The sequence below is a fragment of the Anaerococcus sp. HMSC075B03 genome, from assembly GCF_001815585.1.
Taxonomy (GTDB): Bacteria; Bacillota; Clostridia; order Tissierellales; family Peptoniphilaceae; genus Anaerococcus; species Anaerococcus vaginalis.
The window spans coordinates 2,911-4,215 of sequence record NZ_KV821194.1 but is presented as its reverse complement, the minus strand read 5'-3'; the positions used below and the strand labels follow the sequence as shown (position 1 = coordinate 4,215).

General features: G+C 29.7%; 1 protein-coding gene and 1 pseudogene. Both read right to left on the bottom strand.

The annotated features are described in order from the left end of the window. A partial coding sequence (locus tag HMPREF3045_RS06105; protein ID WP_143269982.1) for a nucleotidyl transferase AbiEii/AbiGii toxin family protein occupies positions 1 to 497 on the bottom strand: 497 nt, incomplete at its 3' end. Then, positions 494 to 1,081 (bottom strand): annotated as a pseudogene (locus HMPREF3045_RS09110) (type IV toxin-antitoxin system AbiEi family antitoxin domain-containing protein). The pseudogene HMPREF3045_RS09110 and the gene HMPREF3045_RS06105, both read right to left, overlap by 4 nt. Positions 1,082 to 1,305: the final 224 nt, after the last annotated feature.

The window sequence follows — 1,305 nt, the reverse complement described above, 5'->3', positions numbered from 1 at the left end:
TATGCCATTATTTTTATATTTTCTTTGCTAAAAATACAGGGATAGGTATATTCTATTTCCCTTGGTGTTATTGCATCTCCTGTTGTTAGGTCTAGTTTCATCGGGTTTTTGGTCTTTCCAACATTTGCTATTAGTGATATTTTAAAGTTCTCGTACTCGTCCTCTTCTCTAATATAACTTATGTCTTTTATTTCAAATTTTATTCCATCATCTACATTGATATTTATAATTTCATCTACGATTTCTTTTATTTTTTCTTCTTTTAGGGGTATGCCTTTTATGGTTGTGTCCATATCCATAGTTGTTCTATTTTCAATTCCAATTAAGGAAGATATTAGGAATCCTCCTTTTATTACAAAATTATTTTTGTAATTTGATTTGGATAGCCTTTCTAAAAATCTTTCGAAAAAATATATTTGCAGAACTTCTTGTGACTTTAGATTTTTCTTCTCTGCCATGCTTCTTATCTTGCCCTTTATACTCTCGATATTAATCACGATAATACCTCCATGTATTTTCTAATTTCATTTTCTATTTTAAATAGTCTACTGTATTTTATGAGTCGTCTTAGATTTTTATTTTGTGATTTAAAGTATCTTTTTATGGCTTCTGTAAAAATTTGCTTATCTATTTTTTCTCTGTCTATTATGATATCGCAAATTGTTCGATCTATATCGTAAACTGGAATAAGGTTGCCTTGTGGTGATTTTATTTCTATCTTTCCTAGTTCGTATAAGTCTTTTTTTACATAGTGAACTTGCAGATCTTCATATCTTTTCTTGATATGACTTGCATTGTAGCCTTGGGGTACAGATATATGAAATACATTTGGAGTCCTATCGGATAGGTCGTGGAGGTATAGGGCTGTTTGGTGGGAAAATATTATTCGGTTACTATTGGATGATATTAAAACAAAATCGTCTATTACTTTTCCTTTTAATTGATATAGTCCTGGTCTTAATCTTTCTAATTGTCCGATTTTTGTTAATTCTGATAAATTATGCCTAGTATATCAAAGTTCTTCTGCTTCTTTGTTGGTGATTACTAAATTTTCTTGTATATATTCTTTAAGTATATTCATAGTCCGCCTCCTCTCGTTTACGCTTTTATTATATGTTATAAAAGCGAATATGTAAAGTTGGCTATTAAAGTTTTGTATTTTAGAAAGGATGTAACGAATCCTTACTCCCTTTCTAAAATTATTCTTTCTCAACTCAATATTACTAATATTATTATAGTTACTCTACGATATTCGGAGTTCTTGAATTCCGATTTTCGGAAGTCTGGACTTCTGCTTTTCGGAAA